The sequence below is a fragment of the Dysosmobacter sp. Marseille-Q4140 genome (genome assembly GCA_018228705.1).
GTDB lineage: Bacteria > Bacillota > Clostridia > Oscillospirales > Oscillospiraceae > Oscillibacter.
This window is the reverse complement of sequence record CP073694.1, coordinates 3,207,984-3,224,071: the sequence shown is the minus strand read 5'-3', so window position 1 is coordinate 3,224,071 and position 16,088 is coordinate 3,207,984. Positions and strand designations below refer to the sequence as shown.

The window sequence follows — 16,088 nt, the reverse complement described above, 5'->3', positions numbered from 1 at the left end:
AACCTCCACGATTGATTTTTCTATCTCCTCCGCCGGTCACCGGAACGCGTCCGCAAGATACGTCACGCCGGTGATCCGGTGGTTTTCGTCGGTGTAGACCTCCGCCACGTCGAAGCGGGCGGGGGCGTCGATCTCGTGCTGGCTCAGGTACAGCGCCGCGGCGCTGCGCAGGCGCTGCTGCTTCCGGAGGTCCACCGCCTCCCGGGGCAGAGACATTCCCCCCGTTTGGCGGAGCTTTACCTCCACGAAGCAGACGGTGCCGCTGCGGTCCCGGGCCACCAGGTCCAGCTCCCCGTACCGGCAGCGCCACTGGCTGGCCAGCAGCGTGCAGCCCCGTTTGCGCAGATAGCGGGCCACCTCGGCCTCGCCCCGGTTCCCCAGGTCCTTTCGGCCGGTCATGGCTTCCGCGCCTCCCACTTTTTGAGGAACGTCCGCCGGTGGGCGGGACACGGGCCGTACTGGTCCAGCATGGCGTAGTGCAGCTTCGTGCCGTAGCCCTTGTGCTTTGCAAACTGATACTGGGGGTACTGGGCCTCCAGCTCCGTGGACACATAGCGGTCCCGGCTGACCTTGGCCAGGATGGAGGCCGCCGCGATGGAGGCGCTCTTCCCGTCGCCGCCCACGATGCACCGGTGGGGCGCGGTAATAGCCACGGAACTGCCGTGGTCCCGGTTGCCGTCGATCAGGCACAGGTCCGGCGTCTGGGAAAGGCCCGCGATGGCCCGGTTCATGGCCAGCATCCGGGCGTTGAGGATGTCCATTTCGTCGATCTCCTCCGCCTCGACCCGGGCCACACTGTACGCCACCGCCTGGGCGGTGATGAGGCCGTACAGGGCCTCCCGCTTCTTCTCCGTCAGTTTTTTGGAGTCGTTCAGGCCGGGGATCTCGACTTCCCGGGGCAGGATGACGGCGGCGGCGTACACCGGCCCCGCCAGGGGCCCGGCCCCCGCCTCGTCCACGCCGCAGACGGTCTCATACCCCGCGGCCCACTGTTCACGCTCATAGGTCCACAGCTCCACGCTCAACGCTCCTTCAGTCTCCACGTCCGGGCCAGGATCTGATAGACCCCGCCCTCCGTCTGCTGCTGGTACAGATGGTAGTCCGCCGGGTCGAATCGCTCCAGAGGGTCCATACAGTTGGGCAGATCCGCGGGGTCCTCCGCCTGCCAGTCATAGCCGGTCAGGAGGAAATCCCGGCGCCGTCCGTCAAAGTTCTCCTTCAGCAGCCGCAGCTTTTCCTCCTCACCGGCCAGCTCATACAGGCCGAAGAGCTCCGAGCCGGCGGAACTGCCCAGATAGTTCACGGAAAACCGCACCGCCGCCACATCGGAAAATTCCACGTCCGCGGAAACCAGCCGGTCCTCCCGGTCCCAGTACCGCGTGTGCAGCAGCACCCGGGTCCGTTCGCCGTCCGGCAGCACTTCCAGGCGCGGCATGGTCCCGTCAAAATTCTTCAGAAGGCAGACAGCGCTCATAACCCCTCCGGCAGTATTGGTGTAAAGTGTTCCCGCCCGCCGCGCTCACGGCGCGCTTCCCCGGCGGCTGAGCCGGACATACCACAGCAGGTGCGCAAGGCACCAAAACAGCACCGCGGCGGCCCCCACGGCGGCGGTCAGGCCGCTGTTTTCCCAGGGCCAGCCTCCGTAGTACCTGGAGAAGATCTGCCCGTACGGCAGGATGGCGGCGCTGAGCAGCACCAGCAGAATGTCGCCGCAGCCGCCCAGCCACTGCTCGCCCCAGATCATCCAGGCGCCGGCGCACAGCGTGGCCGCCAGCCAGTAGCCGCTCAGGGAGCGGGCGGCCCGGCGGCTGCAGAGACGCCAGAGGGCCCGGTCCAGCTGCCACAGGCAAAGGGCATAGGCCGCCAGCAGGGCAAGCCGCAGCCACGCCCGCTCTTCCTCCCAGCTCAGGCACGCCCAGAGGGTCAGAGTATGGATGCCCAGCATCCAGAAGGCCAGCTTCGCGGACCGTTCGGACCAGTCCGCACTGCCTGTGCGCTCCATGGTCACTCCCCCTTCGTCCGCTTCAAAAACCGGCCGCCGGTGTTGGCGTAGATCGCGCCGCCCAGGGCCGACGCCAGGAACAGTCCGATGCCAAGCCAGTAAAGCCACATCCCGGCCCAGGCCGCGCCCAGACCCATGACCGCCTGACAGGCGGCCAGCAAAAACATCAGCTTGCCCATGAAGCGGCACAGGGCCTTTTCATCGTACCGGGCCCTCTCCGCCGCAGAGGCGGTGTTGTACCCGGCGATCAGAAAGGCGCCCTTTCCCCGGGAAAAGAGCACGCCCAGCAGCACGAACACGGCCGCCATGGCGGCGTTGGCGATCCACACGGTCCGTTCACCTCCTGTGCTCTTACAGGTCCTCCGGCAGCTCCAGGGTAAAGCGTCCCAGCTTGCCGCCCCGGAACTCGTCCAGCAGGATCCTGGCCATCCGCTCCGTGTCCACTTCCCCGCCGGAGATCAAAAAGCCCCGCTTGCGCCCGGCGGCCTCCAGCAGCCGGTAGCCCCAGGCGATGTCGTTCTCCCCATCCTCCCGCGCGGGAAGGGCGGGCAGCTTGTAGGCGGCGGCCAGGGGCTCCGGATAGCGGGTCCCCAGGTAGGCCATCAGGTGGCAGCCCAGGGTCTCCGTGTCTAAGATATCGTCCTTGACAGCGCCGGTGTAGGCCAGGTTCAGCCCTACGCTCTGGTCCTCGAACTTGGGCCAGAGGATGCCCGGCGTGTCCAGCAGCTCCAGGTTCCGGTCGATGGGCACCCACTGCTTGGAGCGGGTGACGCCGGGCCGGTCCTCGGTCTTGGCGGTCTTGCGGCCGGCGACACGATTGATAAAGGTGGACTTGCCCACGTTGGGGATGCCCAGGATCATCACCCGCAGCACCCGGTTCTGGCCCTTTTCCTCGTAGGCCCGGATCTTCTCCGCCAGCAGCTCCCGGACCGCCCCGGCGAACCGGGCGGTGCCCTGGCCGCTCCTGGCGTCGGACTCCATCACCGCGTAGCCCCTGTTCCGGAAGTAGGCGGCCCAGCGGTCCGTGGAGGACCGGTCCGCCTGGTCCACCCGGTTGAGGACCACCAGCCGGGGCTTGCCCGCCGTCAGCTCATCCACGTCCGGGTTCCGGCTGGAAATGGGGATCCGGGCGTCCAGGATCTCGCACACCGCGTCCACGTTCTTCAGCTGCTCGGCGATCATCCGCCGGGTCTTGGTCATGTGACCGGGATACCACTGAATGTTCATGCTTCCACCCCGCCGATCAGGCCGATGCGGCCGAAGTTCCGCTTCCCCGTCGCCTCGTCGGCGCCGGGGAACAGCAAAAACACCGCCCGGCCGATGACATACCGGGTATCCACAGTGCCCAGCTCCGCGTTGCGGCTGTCGTCGCTGCGGTTACGGTTGTCGCCCATGACGAAGATGGACCCCTCCGGCACCGTCAGGGGGAACTCCGTGCCCTCGTCGGTGTAGGTGGGCTCGTTGATGTAGGGCTCGTCCAGAGCCTCGCCGTCCACATAGACGATGCCGTTTGCAAAGTCGATGTCCACGGTCTGGCCCTCCGTGGCGATGACCCGCTTGACGATGGGGTCGCCGTCGGCAAAGGTGCCCTTCTGGATGATGACGATGTCTCCGTAGCGGTACTCGCCGCTGAGCAGCGACGTGGTCACCAGCAGCCGGTCCCCGTCCTGGAGGGTGGGCACCATGGAGTGGCCGTCCACGCCGATCAGCCGGATGACGAAGGTGAACAGCACCACCACCGCCAGCACGGAGCACACCAGGGCCTGGACCCACTCATAGGCCTCCCGGCCGCTCTTTTCCTCCCTGGCCGGTTCCTCCCCGGCGGTCTCCTCCAGGCGCTTGTCCTGCTCGTTTTCGCTCATGTCGTCTCTCCTCGGTCAACGATCCCCCGGGCCGAAGCCCATGGTGATCCAGAATAATCTTATATAGTATAGCAAAGAACCGCTCAAATCACAAGCCAAATCCCGCGGGACGGCGCGATTTCTCCCGGACAACAAAAAAGAGAGGCTTTCGCCTCTCTCTTTGTCTCTCTTAGAGCTTCTCCTTGACCTTGGCGCCCTTGCCAACGCGGCCGCGCAGGTAGTACAGCTTCGCGCGCCGGACAGCGCCGTTGCGGACCACCTCGATGGTGGCGATGGAGGGAGAGTGGATGGGGAAGACCTTCTCCACGCCCACGCCGTAAGAGATGCGGCGGACGGTGATGGTCTCCTCGATGCCGCCGTGCTTCTTGGCGATGACGGTGCCCTCGAAGATCTGGATACGCTCGCGGGAGCCTTCCTTGACCTTCACGTGCACGCGGACGGTGTCGCCGATCTTGACCTGGGGCACTTCGTTTGCCAGAGTCTCTTTGTTCAGTTCCTTGATGAGATCCATGGATGTTCCTCCTAAAAATATAGGTGTTCATGCCGCTTTTCTCCGGCACATGGGCGCATATCGGCGCGTGCACGGCAGAGGACCACCCTTTGTAGCCCTGATAGGATACCACAACCTGGATGCAAATGCAAGCATTATTTCACAAAAACTTCCCGTTCCCGTTTTCGCACAGCAGCTCCCGGCCGCCGGCCATGGCCAGTCCCACCGCCGCCGGCAGCAGCCACAAGCTCCCTCCGCTGCGGACCATCACCCATGCCAGGACCGTGGCTAAAGACAGCGCGGCGCAGCCTCCGATCCAGCGGCACAGGGCCTCCCCCGCCGCCGGCCCCGCCGCCCAGGCCGCAGCCAGATACAGCGCCCGTCCCCCGTCCAGGGGCCGCACCGGCAGCAGATTGAACGCGCACAGCACCAGGTGGGCGCCGGCCGCCGCCGGATATCCCAGCCGGGCCAGGGCAAGCCCTGCCAGCAGGTTCGTCAGCGGGCCCGCCAGCACCGCCGCCAGCTCCCGGCCATAGGACAGCCGCCCGCCCTCCGCCGCCAGCTCCGCTCCGAACACGCTGATCCGCAGGGCCGTGACCGCCCCGCCCAGCAGCCGCAGCGCCGCCAGGTGCCCCAGCTCGTGGAGGGCCGCGGCGGACAGGACCAGCCCCGTCAGATGCCAGCCGTTCACCACGGCGAACCACCCCACCAGCAGGCAGGCGCCCGCGGACACCCGCACCTCCATCTTACGCAAGGGCCACATAGTAGATGGGGTTCAAGTACCGCTCCCCCTGGTGCAGCTCCAGGTGCAGGTGGGGTCCCGTGGCCACGCCGGTCTGGCCCACCTCCGCGATGGTCTCTCCCTCCTTCACCGCCTGGCCGGAGGCGGCGATGATCCTGCTGCAATGAGCGTACAGGGTGGAAAAGCCCCCCGCGTGCTCCACGATCAGATACTTGCCGTAGCTGCTGCTGTCCCCCACGGCGGTGACGGTGCCGTCGGCAAAGCAGCCGATGGCCGTGCCGGTGTCGGCGGCGATGTCGATGCCGTAGTGGAACCGCTCCTCCCCCTCCACCGGGTGCTCCCGGTAGCCGAAGCCGGAGCTGAGGACCCCCATGACCGGCGTGCAGTAGTCAAAGCCCAGCAGGGCCTGCTCCAGGTTCACGTTTTCCGGCAGGTTATTGTCGGAGTAGAGCACATAGGCCAAAGTGGAGACCTCCGCTCCCGTCTCCCCCGCCGTCTCCTCTCCGGCGGTCTGCGTCCCGGCCGTTGCCTCCGGGTCGGCGGCCTCTGCCGCATCGCTGTCCGCCGCCGCTTTGTCCCCGGCGGCAGGGCGGAACACCGTGAGGCTTTCCAGGGCGGAGGGCGTTTCCAGCGCCAGGGCGGGCCCGGCAGAACTGGCGGTCTCCACGGCCTCGCCAGCCTCCTGGGGCTGGAACACGGCCTGATATACCTCCCGCAGGCTGCCGCCCACGTCCTGTTCCCCGGTCACGGCATCCCCCACGGCGGAAAACACCGCCTGCACGTCCATGTTCTGATGCAGCAGGCCGGACAGCCGGGCGTTCACCGCGTCCATCTTCCCCGGCAGCAGCAGCTTGACCGCCACCAGCAGCACGAAGATGGCGCCGCAGGCCACCAGCTGGCCCAGCCGCCGCCTGTCCTTCGGCCCCAGGGGCGCGCTCTTCTGCTTCCCCGACTGCCGCGCTCCGCCTCGCTTTCTCCGGTCCGCGGGCCTGTGTTCCGCGGCGATGGTCCCAATCCGCCGCCCCGCCTGCCGTGAAGTCATGGCGCTCCCCCCTTGTTCAGTCTCTTCCGCAGTGTATGACCGGCCGGCGGGGAATATGCCGGACAGGCACAATTTGCACGGCAGGGGATTTCCCCTTGACATCGGCAGGAAAATTCCGTATAATAATCAAGCTGCATCCGGGTGTAGCGCAGTTGGTAGCGCGCTTGGTTCGGGACCAAGAGGCCGTGGGTTCAAATCCCGCCACTCGGACCAAAAAAGTTACGGTTTTTGCTTATTTTCTGCAAAAATCGTAACTTTTTTGTTATATTCATTCGGCTGATTTTTCCGTTTCCCCGGTGACCACAGTCTGTACCACAGTTGCTTCTCCCCTGCCGGACCGCCGTTTCCCCATCCGAAAGGCGCCGTTTGTGCAAAACGGAGAAGGTGCGGCGCGTTCCGCTTCCGGGACAGCGCCCGGAAAAACACCTCTTTTTCATAGGAAGCACACACCCGCCGGGGCATCCCCGGCGGGTGTTTTTCATGCGCCCATGGCCGCCTTCGCTGCGGCCATCTCCGCCTGCACTTCCCGGATCATGGCCGCCAGCTTTTCCTCACACTCCGCCAGGGAGTGGGCGTAGATGTTGCGGGGGTGCTTCTTCCCGTCGGGCCACTTGGGGGAATACCGGCCCTCCCAGAGATGGTCATTGATCTGGGTGACGCAGCCGGTCCCCGGCCGCCGCCGGGTGCCGGGCTGGGCCTGGAAGTCAGTCATGGTCCTGGCGCTCTGTTTCTTCCGGCGCCGGGCGGCGGGCTTTCCGCCCATCCGGCGGTCGATCTTCTCCGCCGCCTGGGTCCGCATCTGATCGGTGACGTGGGTGTAGATGTCCAGGGTCGTGGCCGCCGACACGTGGCCGATCACCGCCGAGAGGGTCTTGACGTCCATGCCGTGTTCCAGGGCCTCCGTTGCGAAGGTGTGGCGGAGATCGTGGAACCGGACGCGGCGGCATCCGGCCCGCTCCAGGATGGCCTCCAGCTTTTTCCGGCAGCTGGCCGGGTCCCGGGGCGCGTCCTCGTTCTTGGGCGATGGAAACATCCAGCGGGAGCGGACGGAAGCCCGGTACTCCCGCAGCGCCTCCACCACCGGCATCGGCAGCACCAGCGTCCGGACCGACGCCTTCGTCTTGGGCGTGGAAACCGCCAGGTGCCCGTTTGTCCTTGTCACCTGTCGCTCCACCCGCAGCTCCCCGGTCTCCTCGTTCAGGTCCTCCCACTGGAGGGCCAGCAGCTCGCCCCGCCGCAGGCCCGTGGACAGCTCCAGCAGAAACAGCTCGTAGCAGCCCTCCGCCTTGGCCTGGATCAGCAGCCGCTGCAATTCCTCCCGGTTCAGCACCTGCATCTCCCGGCCCTTCTTGGGCGGCAGGCGGCAGCCGTCGGCGGGGTTGGCGGCGATCAGGCCCTCCGCCATCGCCTTGTCCAGGGCCGCCCGGCAGTTGGCGTGGCAGCTGCGGACCGTGCGGTCCGAGAGGCCCGGCCCGTAGAGCTCCCGCCGGATCAGCCGCCCGGAGGTCTTTAATTGTGTGTAAAACTGCTGGAGGTCCAGCTGAGTCAGCTTCCCCAGGGGGATGTTCCCCAGGGCCGGCAGGATGTGCTTGTAGATCATGGCCTCGTAGGCGCTCTGAGTGTTGGGGCGGAGGCCGGGGCGGCAGTAGTTCCGGTACCAGAAGTCCATCCACTCCCCGAAGGTCATGCCCGGTCCCATGGGGCGCTCCTGTTTCTCCGGCGCCTCGCACGACGCCCGCAGGGCCTTGAGCTTTTCCAGGCACTCCTTCTTGGTCCTGGCCAGACAGTTTTTCGTCTTGGGATAGCCCCGCTGGTCGCGGCCCACCACGATGCGGCCCTCCCAGCGGCCGTCCTTTCTCAGGTGGACGCTGCCGCTGCCCCGCTTGTTCTTTGCCATGGTTTCAGCTCCTTTCCAATGTACAGGGAAAGAAAGAGCACATTTTAAAACCCTCAAAAATATAATTCAGAGTTTCGGCCAAACTGAAGCGGTTTGATTTAGCAATCTTGCTGGCAAGTAGCCGCTGTAATACTCCACGCTCTCAAATCTCCCTCTACTTCTTTAGCCGAGAACATTTACATGTGACATAGTTTTGACATAATTTTCGATGGTGTCCGAGTTGTCTCTCTACTTGTATTGGGAAAAATATATCCCACTGACATACATTTGACAGAAAAAACGGAGCGCCTGCTTTGTCGCAGACGCTCCGTTTTCGGTTGGATGATTTACTTGTGTGCTGGTTTCAGCAGCCGGCATGTACCCTCCGCCTCGTCCCGCTCTTTCAGCAGAGAGGCCAGAGCAGAGAAGAATTTCTTTTGCTGATAGTCCACGCTGCCGCGGTTCAGCTGATGGGCATCCGCGTACCTGCGGATGGACAGGCCGTCCACGAACCGCTCCCGGAAATAATTCTGATATGCAGCCAGCACCGTTTTCAGGGCATTGTCCAGAAACTGCAGGTCCTCTTTCAGTCTGGCGAAGTCACTTTTGGTGATGGCAGCGTATCTCTTTTCCTTTACGCAGAGGCGATATTTGTTCCGGTCGAAGTTGTAGTGCTCGCAGAGATCTTTTGCATATGCGTAGTAGGTAAGAGATTGCTGATAATCTCGGGAGTCATAAGCTTCATCCAGTTGCCAATTTTTTCGTTTACGAACCGGTCCCCGAAAGCCCTCTTCCTCCAGCCGCTCTATGGCTTCCCCGGAGGTCTTCATATTGACCAGCCGTTTGTACTTGGTTTTCCGCTCTCCGTTCACTTCCAAAAAAGCACAGAAGGATTTTTTGCTGGAGGTGTAGTATCTGGGGACAGTCGCAAAGGGGTAGGTAGTCCAGATGACCATCTCTTCGCCAGTGTCGGCGTCGGTGGCCGCAGAAATGACATAGATCACCTTGCCGTCATACCGCCGGTAGTACCCGGCACAGATCCGTCTGCCTGCCATGGCCGCACCTCTTCCTTTTATTGTTTATTCCCACGCAGTATTTGAGGGGTATATTCTATTACGCCTGTGGTTCTACCCAAGAGCCAGATCAAGAATCTCTGGGCCAATAAAATATGACTCCCCGGATTCAGAAGTCTCTTTTTCTGCGGCAAAATCTATGCCACGGCGTTGGCGTTGATCCGGTCGATCACACTCTTGATCCCGCTCCACAGCGTGAGGTCCGTAAACACCTCCACGATGCTGCCGCGGTCCGTGAAGGGCGGTTCCTGGAGGACGGACAGATCTTTCATCATGCCGTTTCGAACGATGTACTCCACGATCTGGTTGACGAAGTAGATCTGGCGGCTGTCCAGATTGGTATCATTCAGGTACTGGGCAAAGGCCTCCTTGGCGGCGTTCATGTCAAGGCCCACGATCTCCCGGACAAACTCACCCAGGGGCTTTTGCTGATAGGCCTCCTCGTACTCCTCCCGGGTCCCTACTTCGCTCCAGAGGATCGTCTCCAGGGATCTCACATCCTCCTCCGTCAGCGGGATGTTGGAGCGAAGCTTGGCGATGGCGATGTTGTCCTGGTGCTGGCGTACATAGAACTCCGCCTTGGCCTTGTAGTTTTTCAGGTCGTCGTTTTCCAGTTCCGACTCCTTCCACTCAACGGACAGGATGTCGTCTGTGAAATTGGTGTGATAGATGGCGCCGTCGTGGGGCAGATACTTCATCAGGTTCCGCAGACACTCCCGGATATACTCAAACTCGTTGATCCCGGCGTTGTCCAGGTAATCGGTATGCAGGATCTTTTCAATCAGCTCTGACTGCGCCCGGATCTCCGGAATGTTGGCCACGCTGGCCACGCCGCTGACTTTCTTCACCAGATCCTTCCGGGCCTTCTTGTAGGTCTTCCCTACCAGATAGGCAAGCTCGATCCCGTACATCAGCGCATCGAAGCGCACAGCGCTGGCCTCATCCATATCCGGCTGGAGCAGCGGCGCCACCTCGTCTTTGAGAGAAAGGGTGTCCTCATAGCTGAGAGCCTGGTAACTCTCCGGGTCCGCAAACTTCTCCACGTACCGCAGGTGCTGCCGCACAGCGAAGTTCTCCCGGTCCAGCTCCTGTACCTTGACAAGCATCTCGCTCACCAGTTTTTCCCGGAAGGGGATCAGCTCCTGCGTCTGATAGGCCAGGTCCTGGAACTTATAGACGATCTGGGCTTTCAGATAAAAGATGGCGCTTTGCAGGGCCATCTGGTTGGCGCTGGCCTTGCCTTTGTTCATGCGGAAGAACTCAAAGTTTCCGCACAGGTCGAAGATGTAGAACTTGTTCTTGTCCTCTCCATCGATCAGCCCAGGACACAGCCGGGTGCCCCTGCCAATCATCTGCCAGAACTTCGCCTTGCTCATGACTTTCTTGAAGAACACCAGATTCAGCACCTCGGGCACATCGATGCCGGTGTCCAGCATGTCCACGGAGATGGCGATCTGGGGCAGCTTCTTGGGGTCGGAGAACTCGTCGATGGCACTCTGGGCGTAGGTCATGTAGTTATCAATGACCTTGGCATAGCCGGGCAGATGGGGGTACTCCTTGCCGAACACCTCCAGGATCTTCTCGGCATGGCGGTGGTTCTTGGCGAAGATGATGGTCTTGCCCAGCTTCTCCCCGTACTCGATCTTCAGCCCATTGGTCATCAGCAGGTTCAATGCCAGACGGATGGTGTCCTCGTTGAACAGCCACTCGTTGAGGGCAGAGGACTCGATCCGCTCCGGCAGTTCCCCGTTCTCATCTGTAAAGGTATTTTCGTATACAGCTTTTTCCTCTTCCGGCAGGTCATCGTAGGAGATGCCCTCCTCCAGGAATTTCAGCTTGCTCTCCACGGTGAGGAAGTCCACCAGGAAGCCGTCCTTCACCGCCTGGGCCAGTTCGTAGCCGTAGGTGGGCACGCCGCTCTCCAGCTCAAAGACCTCGTAAGTATTCTTGTCGATCTCGTCCTTGGGCGTGGCAGTGAGGCCCACCAGGGGCGCGTCGAAGTAGTTGAAGATATCCCGGTACTTGTTGTAGATGGAGCGGTGGGCCTCGTCGCAGATCACCAGATCAAAGTGGCCCACGGTGAACAGCTTCCCCTCCCCGTCCTCCACCGAGTCGATGCAGTTCATCATGGTCTGATAGGTGGAAAAGACGCAGTGGGCGGTGTAATTGTCCTTCTCCTCGCACAGGTTGGTTACTGACAGGTCGGGCAGCAGGTTCACAAAGCTGCGCTTGGCCTGGGTGACCAGAGAGTTGCGGTCCGCCAGGAAGAGGACGTTTTTCACCCAGCCGTGCTGGAGCAGCACGTCTACCAGGGCAATGACCGTCCGGGTCTTTCCGGAGCCGGTGGCCATGACCAGCAGGGCCTTCCGGCGGTTCTGGGCCAAAGCCTGACAAGGGGCTTTAATTGCCCCCTCCTGGTAGTAGCGGCCCGCAATATCCCGATTGACCTGGATGTACTTGAGGCTTGTCCGCATGGCCCGGAGATTGAAGAGTTTCTCCAGGTCCCGCTTGGAGTAGAAGGCGGCCACCCGGCGCTCGGGGTAGGCTCCGTCGTCCAGGCGGGTGTCAAAGCCGTTGGTAAGGAAGATCACCGGGCGGCGTCCGTATTTCTGCTCCAGCAGGTCGGCGTACAGCCTGGCCTGCTGACGGCCCTTGGCCGGGTCCACGCAGGTGCGCTTGGCCTCGATAACGGCCAGGGGACGGTGGGCGTCGTCGTAGAGCACATAGTCGGCATAGCCCACCTCGCTCTTGTTGGGCATACCGGGCAGTTCCACCTCGTTGATCCAGTCTTTTCCCTCCGTCCATCCCGCGTCGGTGAGCATGGCGTCGATGTACAGCTTGCGGGTCTTGTACTCGGAGAGGTCCAGGGGCTTGGGGATGTAGCCGGACTGCTGGGCCTCCCGGCGGGCCGTAAGTTCTGCCCGGAGAGCTTCATTTTCTGCCATGAGAGCGGCCAGGTCCACCTCAGGCACGGGAGCGGGAGCCGGGGCGGCGGTCTGCTGCTCCAGCAACGCCGGGTCAAAGGCACCGGCGGTATAAGTCGTGCCGTAGCAGCAGGCGATGAAGTCCATAAAGTACCAGAGGTTTTCCAGACACAGCCTGGCCTGGGCGGAGGTGATTTTCTTCCCGGTGTGGGCGGCGGCGTTGCCCGTCTGGCGGATGTACTTGAGGCGCTGCCACAGGTCCCGGTCCACGATGGCCCGGAAGTCCTCAGTGTCCATGAGGCTGGCCAACCGGTCGTCGTAGGGCATGACCAACCCACCGTCTACGGAGTACATCCATTTAACGGCAAACTCCATCGCCCGGCGGCAGTTCAGCACACAGGCCGCCGGGTCGATATGATAGATCCGCTCCGCCGCGACAGCCATCTCCCCGAAAGCGGTGAATTGTGGGTCGGAGAGGAGAAAATCAAAGTTGGTCATGATATCACCTCATGATTCTCCAGCTTCCATTGCGTCTATTACCCTCTGCGCATTGGGGGACAGTACCTTCACGGATCTCGCGAGGCTTTTGTAAAAAGCCTTCACGTCGGTATCCTGAAGGATATAGAACACCTGACTGTTGTTAACAGCGATCTCAAACAGTGCTTCCCGTTCGTCAGGATTCCACTGGTCAATGTTTTTTAATTCCGCAATGACAGAATGCGTGGTAGCAAAACTGCGGCTGTTCTCCAGCGCAATCAACAGATCGACTTTTCGCCGCTCTTCCTCGCTGCTCTGCCGATCAGCCTGGATGCACTCACGCCTGCACTTATAATAGATGGATTCCAATGCCTCGTTGGTCACTGTGCGGTCAATGATCGCCTTCACCAGCGTGTCAAGTTCCGTCCCCTCGGAGTAGTCTGCGGGCGCGTAGTACCGCACTCTTCCGTCCCGCATCATCTTGTAAACCTTGGCCTTATCGCCTGTCTCCGCATTGTATACGCCAATGGAGTGCCCTCCATAGGTCGTCACCAACTTCATACACGGAATATCGGTATCGCTGTCCCCAATGTAGATCATGTTGCGGAAGGGCACCCTCATCTCCTCCGGGGAAAAAGACTCATTCACCCCAGGATCATTAATATCAAGAACGCCTTTTTCAATTCGGAACAGGAACTGGGTTTTGTTGGTATAATTGACCACCTGCGCAGGCCATTTTGCCACGCCATAGCCATCGTAGTAAAAGGAACTGGCGTAGATTTTCTTAAACGCGCCGTTCTTTGCCACCGCCGTGCCCTCGATCATCTCTTTGAGCCCGGAGGAGATAATATAATGCTCCACAATGACGCCGTGCTCCTCACCATATCTGCGAATCCGCTCAAACCACCCTTCCACACCGGGAAACAGACTTACCTTGGCCCCGTATTCTGCTAAAGTATCTTTTGTAAAGAGAACGCGGCCCTGGGCTTTTTCGATCATTTTATACATATACGCAAGGTTTTGATCCATGTCATTGCACTCCGCGAGGCCGTTGGACTCCACCCAGAAATCCCCGACATCGTACCCCACAGACTGGATATATCCCTGGGCCTGCATATCGTCGGGCGTCAGGGTCTTGTCAAAATCATAGCAGATGGCAATGACCGGCCGGTCTTCTTTTGGCTCTCTTTGATATTTCTGATTGTTCATGACGCCCTCCTCACGATGGTATGCGGTTCCACCTGCGCACAACTATGCTCTCCAGCCCAGTTCTTTCGCGATCTGTTTGACATGTGCAACAAATGCATCGTCTGGTCGTTTTTCCTTTACCGTCCGGTCATCAGTCGATGCCCAGCGGTAAATCTGCTCGATGCTTCCATATCCTCTTCCGAAGATCTTGGCATACTTGATACAGTTGCTCTTTGTCGGCGCGTCCATCAAAACGACCCGCAGTTCTTCGTCCGTCCAGGAATCGCCTTTGTTCGGCCGGTCTCTTTGTTCATCATGCTTGATCTGAAATTCAATAAAATACCGCTCGATCAGCTTCATTTTATCCTCATAGGACACGTCATCAATCTTAATGTCCCACAATTCAAAAAGCCGGGCTTTAAACTCCGTTTTTTTCATAAGAAGCTCCTTTCGTGTTAAACCGATATCCAGCGCTCAGAGGCGCTCCAAACGATCATAGGGACATCAAGCATTCGCGTTACTCACGTATGGTCTTCTCCGGCGGTTTGAACTTATTTTTTATGACAGCATCCACCGTATAGGCAATCTGGTGAGGCAGATCCGGGAATAATTTTCGTTCATTGACGCCCAATATATCCAGCTGCTCCAGAATCGTACTTTTTGCTGACGCAGGAATAATCAGGGTCTCTGATTCATGCCATATTTTTTCAGAGGTTTCAATGTTGGCTGGATCAAAATTGCAATATACCCGACCCGATGTCCCGGAATTTCTGCTTACTTCCCGATTACGGAGGGACATACCAAAAATGAAAAAGGCTCCATCCTGCGCTTCAATCCGCTCATTTGTCTTCGCGGGCATCACGGGAAACGTAGGGATTGTGAGATAATGCAATAGTAAATTTGCATCCTGAGGCATTGACCGATGCAGCGCACTTGCATACTGCTCTTTTACACGTTTCAGCATTTCATCCAAACAGACGTTTTGGGACGGGTAATCAAACACGAAGTCCATAATCAGCTGGACCAAGGGATCCGTGGACCACAAAACCGGCAAATTTGGAAAAATGTAAACCGCTCCGTCACGATCCTTCTGGGTACTGCTTTCACAGGCAAAGTACAAAGCAACCAGGGGATTGGTTGTAGTATCCAGCAGCCGCGTAGGCATCCCAAAGTGCTGCATTTTCACCAAAGCATCAAATCTATTTTCCGGGATCTCACTGGGACAAAGATGACTTATTTCCGTCAGCAAAAGATTCTCTGATTGAAACAATCCACGTCGATAGAGGCTTGGTGAAAGGCTCCAATCCGCGTTTGCCTGTCCGCGGAAAAAAGTAAAACTGCTGACAGTGTATGTCATATTGCGTATCCGCTGTACATGCTCCAAGCGCGCGAGGAATTCTGACACAGAGCGTACGGCTTCCAAAGTCTTCACCTCACCCATTCTATCGCTGTAACGTAACTCTTTCAGTGTTTCAACTGATTCAGTTCCCACCGCATTGCTGCTTTTGACTCAAAACAGCCAAGCAAATTCTCTTACGGAACAGGAAACATCCTGATCTTCGCATGGGTTTGGCGCTCATAGGCCACAAAGAATCCCTTTTCGACAATCAGCTCATAATCCAGCTCAGGTGGTGGGTTCATTCCTTCCCTGCGGATTAATTTCCTGACTTCATCCTTTCTGGCTGACAGCTCCTGCTGCCATGCAGCCAGCCGATTAAAAATTTTGCCTGCTGTCCTGGCCGCCAAAGCGCTGTCGCCTGATGCAACGACGCCCATATTCGTAGGGAACAGCGAACCCTCTCGGAAAGGTATAAAGGAAACCGCCTCTTTCAGCAATTCGTGGACACCCTCGTCAGGGACAGGGAGCGTTGATCTGATATCAGGCCTATAAATCAGTAAATGGGGCCAGTTATCATAGATGATATCGAACAGCCCGCGGTCAAACCACGCCGCGCCCTTTGGGTGGGGCCGTACATCAATAAAATGCACTACTTGTCCCTGGGGCTGGAAAAACAGCAGATTGGGATTCGTGTACCGTTCCGGGGTCTTTTCCAGGTGCAAATGGTAGATATTCCAGTTCTTCAGAAGGAAATCCGACTTCTTTACAGAAATGGCGTGGATGTCCCGGCTCATATAGGGTGTAATCGGTTGGCACGCCTTCAGACGATTCACAATGTCGCGTATCGCCGCCTGTTCCTCCCTGGCCAGAAGCGGCAACTTCTCCCACAGTTCTCTTGAAAACACCGATATATAGGGCACACTGGAATTGAACCAGCGGTGATGGATCTCCAGATACTTCATGCAAACCTGGTAGTCATTCCATTCCTTTGGAACCCCGATGCCTTCCTTATGTAATTCTTTTTTGGAAATCTCAGCGAGGTCGTGGTGGAAGTTCATAGCTCAGTTTTACTG

General features: G+C 59.7%; 17 protein-coding genes and 1 tRNA gene. 1 reads left to right on the top strand and 17 read right to left on the bottom strand.

Annotation, left to right across the window (positions count from 1 at the left end):
- Positions 1-36: 36 nt before the first annotated feature.
- From KFE19_16230 to KFE19_16185, 10 genes are all read right to left on the bottom strand, one after another.
- Positions 37-399 (bottom strand): YraN family protein, encoded by a 363-nt coding sequence (locus tag KFE19_16230; GenBank protein QUO37872.1) that lies wholly within the window; start codon positions 397-399, stop codon positions 37-39.
- Complete coding sequence (locus KFE19_16225; protein QUO39663.1) at positions 396-1,019, bottom strand: ribonuclease HII; 624 nt, start codon at positions 1,017-1,019, stop codon at positions 396-398. The genes KFE19_16230 and KFE19_16225 overlap by 4 nt, the downstream gene beginning before the upstream one ends.
- A 2-nt stretch (positions 1,020-1,021) precedes the next feature.
- A complete protein-coding gene (locus KFE19_16220) occupies positions 1,022-1,474 on the bottom strand; it encodes a hypothetical protein (GenBank protein ID QUO37871.1) in 453 nt (150 codons plus the stop codon).
- A 45-nt stretch (positions 1,475-1,519) separates the two neighbouring features.
- Entirely contained in the window at positions 1,520-2,002 is a 483-nt protein-coding gene (locus tag KFE19_16215) for a hypothetical protein (GenBank protein ID QUO37870.1), read from the bottom strand.
- Positions 2,003-2,004: 2 nt separating this feature from the next.
- Positions 2,005-2,331, bottom strand: coding sequence for a DUF3784 domain-containing protein (locus KFE19_16210; GenBank protein ID QUO37869.1), 327 nt, complete (start codon positions 2,329-2,331; stop codon positions 2,005-2,007).
- Positions 2,332-2,353: 22 nt separating this feature from the next.
- Entirely contained in the window at positions 2,354-3,229 is an 876-nt protein-coding gene (gene ylqF / locus KFE19_16205; protein ID QUO37868.1) for a ribosome biogenesis GTPase YlqF, read from the bottom strand.
- Positions 3,226-3,864, bottom strand: a complete 639-nt coding sequence (lepB, locus tag KFE19_16200; GenBank protein ID QUO37867.1) for a signal peptidase I — start codon at positions 3,862-3,864, stop codon at positions 3,226-3,228. The genes ylqF and lepB overlap by 4 nt, the downstream gene beginning before the upstream one ends.
- Positions 3,865-4,033: 169 nt before the next feature.
- Positions 4,034-4,375 carry a 50S ribosomal protein L19 gene (gene rplS / locus KFE19_16195; protein ID QUO37866.1) on the bottom strand — a complete coding sequence of 114 codons (342 nt, stop codon included), beginning with the start codon at positions 4,373-4,375 and terminating at the stop codon, positions 4,034-4,036.
- 139 nt (positions 4,376-4,514) lie between these two features.
- Positions 4,515-5,108 carry a hypothetical protein gene (locus KFE19_16190; GenBank protein ID QUO37865.1) on the bottom strand — a complete coding sequence of 198 codons (594 nt, stop codon included), beginning with the start codon at positions 5,106-5,108 and terminating at the stop codon, positions 4,515-4,517.
- Positions 5,101-6,138 (bottom strand): M23 family metallopeptidase, encoded by a 1,038-nt coding sequence (locus KFE19_16185; protein ID QUO37864.1) that lies wholly within the window; start codon positions 6,136-6,138, stop codon positions 5,101-5,103. The genes KFE19_16190 and KFE19_16185 overlap by 8 nt, the downstream gene beginning before the upstream one ends.
- Before the next feature lie 137 nt (positions 6,139-6,275).
- Between KFE19_16185 and KFE19_16180 the strand changes: the two genes are divergently transcribed.
- Positions 6,276-6,351 (top strand) — tRNA-Pro (locus KFE19_16180).
- A gap of 265 nt (positions 6,352-6,616) precedes the next feature.
- Here the strand turns inward: KFE19_16180 and KFE19_16175 are convergent.
- The 7 genes from KFE19_16175 to KFE19_16145 form a co-directional block, all read right to left on the bottom strand.
- Positions 6,617-8,035, bottom strand: coding sequence for a site-specific integrase (locus KFE19_16175; protein ID QUO37863.1), 1,419 nt, complete (start codon positions 8,033-8,035; stop codon positions 6,617-6,619).
- Between the two features lie 326 nt (positions 8,036-8,361).
- Positions 8,362-9,069 carry a hypothetical protein gene (locus tag KFE19_16170; protein ID QUO37862.1) on the bottom strand — a complete coding sequence of 236 codons (708 nt, stop codon included), beginning with the start codon at positions 9,067-9,069 and terminating at the stop codon, positions 8,362-8,364.
- Positions 9,070-9,224: 155 nt separating this feature from the next.
- On the bottom strand, positions 9,225-12,509 hold the full coding sequence (locus KFE19_16165) for a DEAD/DEAH box helicase family protein (GenBank protein QUO37861.1): 3,285 nt from the start codon (positions 12,507-12,509) through the stop codon (positions 9,225-9,227).
- 9 nt (positions 12,510-12,518) lie between these two features.
- Positions 12,519-13,697: a haloacid dehalogenase-like hydrolase gene (locus KFE19_16160; GenBank protein QUO37860.1), complete on the bottom strand. Its 1,179-nt coding sequence runs from the start codon at positions 13,695-13,697 to the stop codon at positions 12,519-12,521.
- Positions 13,698-13,739: 42 nt separating this feature from the next.
- Positions 13,740-14,114: a hypothetical protein gene (locus tag KFE19_16155; protein ID QUO37859.1), complete on the bottom strand. Its 375-nt coding sequence runs from the start codon at positions 14,112-14,114 to the stop codon at positions 13,740-13,742.
- A gap of 79 nt (positions 14,115-14,193) precedes the next feature.
- On the bottom strand, positions 14,194-15,117 hold the full coding sequence (locus tag KFE19_16150) for an FRG domain-containing protein (GenBank protein QUO37858.1): 924 nt from the start codon (positions 15,115-15,117) through the stop codon (positions 14,194-14,196).
- 92 nt (positions 15,118-15,209) lie between these two features.
- Positions 15,210-16,073, bottom strand: coding sequence for a hypothetical protein (locus KFE19_16145; protein QUO37857.1), 864 nt, complete (start codon positions 16,071-16,073; stop codon positions 15,210-15,212).
- Positions 16,074-16,088: the final 15 nt, after the last annotated feature.